A 3,087-nucleotide genomic window follows, 5' to 3' on the forward strand; every position below is an offset into this window, starting at 1 on the left:
TACATCGCCGGGGAATATTCCATCGCCGACATGGCGTCCTATCCCTGGATCGTGCCCTACGAGAACCAGGGCCAGAATCTGGAGGACTTCCCGCACCTGCAGCGCTGGTTCAACAAGATCAAGGCGCGGCCGGCCACCGAGCGTGCCTACGCCCACGGCCCGCGGGTGAACCCGGAGGTGGGCAAGCCGATGGGCGAGGAGGAAAAGAAAATCCTGTTCGGCCAGACGCACAAGCGCTGACGGAAAGGGCGGTGGCGGACAGTTCACCACCTGTCAGCGCCGCCCTGCCGGACGGCGTCGTCCATCTGCGGCACCATCTGGACCTGGCCGCGCAGCGGAATCTGGTCGGCCAGGTCCTGCAGGCGATCGGCAAGGAGTTCTGGTTCCAGCCGACCACGCCCCGCTGGAACCGGCCGTTCAGCGTGCGCATGAGCAATCTTGGCACGCTCGGCTGGGTCTCGGACCGCCGGGGCTATCGCTACCAGCCGGACCATCCGGAAAGCGGGCTGCCCTGGCCGGCGATGCCCAAGGCACTGCTCGACCTGTGGCGGGAGGTCGCCAGCCACGAGGCGCTTCCCGAGGCCTGCCTCGTCAATCTCTACCGCGGCACGGCGCGGATGGGCCTGCACCAGGACCGGGACGAACACGACCTCACCGCACCGGTGGTGTCGGTGTCCCTGGGCGACACGGCGATATTCCGCCTGGGCGGCACCAGACGGGGTGATTCGACCAGGTCATTCCCGCTTGCCAGCGGCGACGTCCTGGTGCTGGGCGGGCCGGCACGGCTGGCCTTTCACGGCGTCGACCGGATCCTGCCCGGCAGCTCTACCCTCCTACCCGGGGGCGGCAGGATCAATCTGACCCTTCGTCGGGTCGGTAGGTCACTCGCAGAGGTGGCATCGACGGGTTCCTGAACCGGTGACGACTCGCTAGGGATGCCGGAGCATCCCCACTCGCCCGACCGGAGAATCCATCTTGTCCGCAACGCCGCGTCTCTGGCTGATCGCGCTGGCGGCCCTGCTGGGCCTCCTGCTGGCCGGTCCCGCACCCGCCCAGGACGGACCGCTCAGCCCGCCCGACACGAGCAGCCCGCGAGCGACGCTCAAGAGCTTCCTGCACAACTTCCACGAGGCTACGCGGCGCTGGTACCACGGCGAGACGGCGACGCTGGCCGAGGTGCCGCTCGGGCGGGCGCTCTCGGCCCTCGATCTCAGCGGCGTGCCCGAGGCGAACCGGGCCGAGCGCAGCGTCGAGTTAGCCTTCCAGCTCCAGGGGATCCTCCAGCGCATCGAGCTGCCGCCGGAAGACCAGATACCGGACGCGGCCGCCGTCGCCGAGAGCGGCATCACGAGCTGGCGGATCCCGGACACCGAGTTGGTCATCACCCGGCAGGAGGAAGGCCCCATGGCCGACCGCTTCCTGTTCAGCAAGGAGACGGTCACCAGCCTGCCGATCTTCTTCGGCCGGGTGCACGACCTGCCGGTCCTGCCCGGCGAGATGGCGATCCCCGGCGCCTATGACGCGTTCCGGCTGGGCCCGGGGCCCGGTATGCCGGCGGTGCTGGCCGACTGGATCAAGCGGCTGCCGCCTTCCGCCTACCGGCTGGTCCTGGGCGAGCCCGTGTGGAAGTGGCTGGCGCTGCTGGCGATCCTGCTGGTGGCACTGCCGGCCGTGGCCCTGCTGAGCTGGCTGGGCCTGCGGCTGGACCGGCGGCTTTCGGAAGCGCCACCCCTCCTGCAGCTGGGCCAGCCGCTCGCCGCGCTGGCGAGCCTGCTCCTGACCCTCTGGCTGAACTACCTGGCCGGCGAGCCGCTGCGCCTGACCGGGCAGGCGCTGATCGGCGCCACCGTGGTCACGGAGTTCGCGTTCTTCGCCGTCGCGGCCTGGCTGGTATTCGTGCTGACCAACCGCGCCGGTGCGGCGATCGTCCACGCCCAGCACCGTCGGCCGCGCAGCATCGACGCGCAACTCATCCGCCTGTCGTTCCGCCTGCTCGGCATCTTCGGCATCCTCTACATCGCCGTTCACGCCGCCGATAAGCTGGGCATCCCGGTCGGCCCGCTCCTGGCCGGCATCGGGGTCACAGGCCTCGCGATCGCGCTCGCGGTGCGCCCGACCATGGAGAATGTGATCGCCGGCTTCATGCTGTTCGCCGACCGGCCGGTGCGGATCGGCGAGTTCTGCCAGTTCGGCGACAAGATGGGCACGGTGGAGGAGATCGGCCTGCGCTCGACCCGGATCCGCGGGCTCGACCGGACGGTGATCACCGTACCGAACGCCGACTTCTCGCAGATGCAGATCGTGAACTTCACCCGGCGCGACCAGATGCTGTTCAATCCGACGATCGCGCTCAGCTACGAGACCACCACCGACCAGTTGCGCTACATCCTGGCGCGGATCCGCGAGATGCTGATCCGTCATCCACGCGTGACGCCGGATCCCGCTCGCATCCGCTTTGCCAATTGCGGACGCGGCTCGCTGGAGCTGGACATCTTCGCCCATGTCGCTTCCACCGACTATGGCGAGTATCTCGGCGTCCGCGAGGATCTGAACTTCCGGATCAAGGACATCGTTGAGGAAGCGGGTGCGCGATTTGCCGTGCCGATCCAGCTGGTCCGCTGGTCGCGCGACGGGGGCCCGGATGAGGCACGAATCCAGGAGATTCACGACGAGGTCGAGAAGTGGCGCATGGGCAAGCGCCTGCCCTTCCCCGACTTCGCCGAGCACGAGCGCCATGCGCTGGCCGACACGCTGCCTTTCCCGCCGGAAGGCTCCGCTTCCTACCGGCGGCAGGACGCCGGCTGACCCGTCACCATGCCGGCGTCAGCTCGGGCGCCAATCGATCGGCACATGGCCCGGCTCCGACCTCACCCGCTCCAGCCACGCCCGTATCCGCGGATAGGGCCCCAGGTCGAAGCCGCCCTCTGGGGCGACATGGGTGTAGGCATAGAGGGCGATGTCGGCCAAGCAATAACGCTCGCCCACCATGTAGCGCCGCCCCGCCAAGTGCTGCTCCATGACGGCCAGCGCGGCGTAGCCCCGCTCGAGGAGACGGGGCAGGTCGGCCTGGCGCGGATCGTCCGGCAC

The 3,087-nt window shown here is 69.1% G+C and carries 4 protein-coding genes; 3 read left to right on the forward strand and 1 reads right to left on the reverse strand.

Annotated elements, in window-relative coordinates; genetic code table 11:
• The 3 genes from EQG76_RS09855 to EQG76_RS09865 form a co-directional block, all read left to right on the forward strand.
• Positions 1-240, forward strand: a 240-nt coding sequence (locus EQG76_RS09855; protein WP_235031288.1) for a glutathione binding-like protein, incomplete at its 5' end; no start/stop codon positions are given.
• 11 nt (positions 241-251) lie between these two features.
• Positions 252-914, forward strand: a complete 663-nt coding sequence (locus EQG76_RS09860; protein ID WP_235031289.1) for an alpha-ketoglutarate-dependent dioxygenase AlkB family protein — start codon at positions 252-254, stop codon at positions 912-914.
• 61 nt (positions 915-975) lie between these two features.
• The gene (locus EQG76_RS09865; protein WP_159712911.1) at positions 976-2,805 is read left to right on the forward strand and encodes a mechanosensitive ion channel family protein; all 1,830 of its coding nucleotides are present in this window, start codon (positions 976-978) and stop codon (positions 2,803-2,805) included.
• An 18-nt stretch (positions 2,806-2,823) separates the two neighbouring features.
• On the opposite strand, the gene EQG76_RS09870 is transcribed toward EQG76_RS09865, so the two are convergent.
• Positions 2,824-3,087: glutathione binding-like protein (locus EQG76_RS09870; RefSeq protein ID WP_200840696.1), on the reverse strand; the 264-nt coding region annotated here is incomplete at its 5' end.

The organism is Geminicoccus flavidas (genome assembly GCF_009806515.1).
GTDB classification, from domain to species: domain Bacteria; phylum Pseudomonadota; class Alphaproteobacteria; order Geminicoccales; family Geminicoccaceae; genus Geminicoccus; species Geminicoccus flavidus.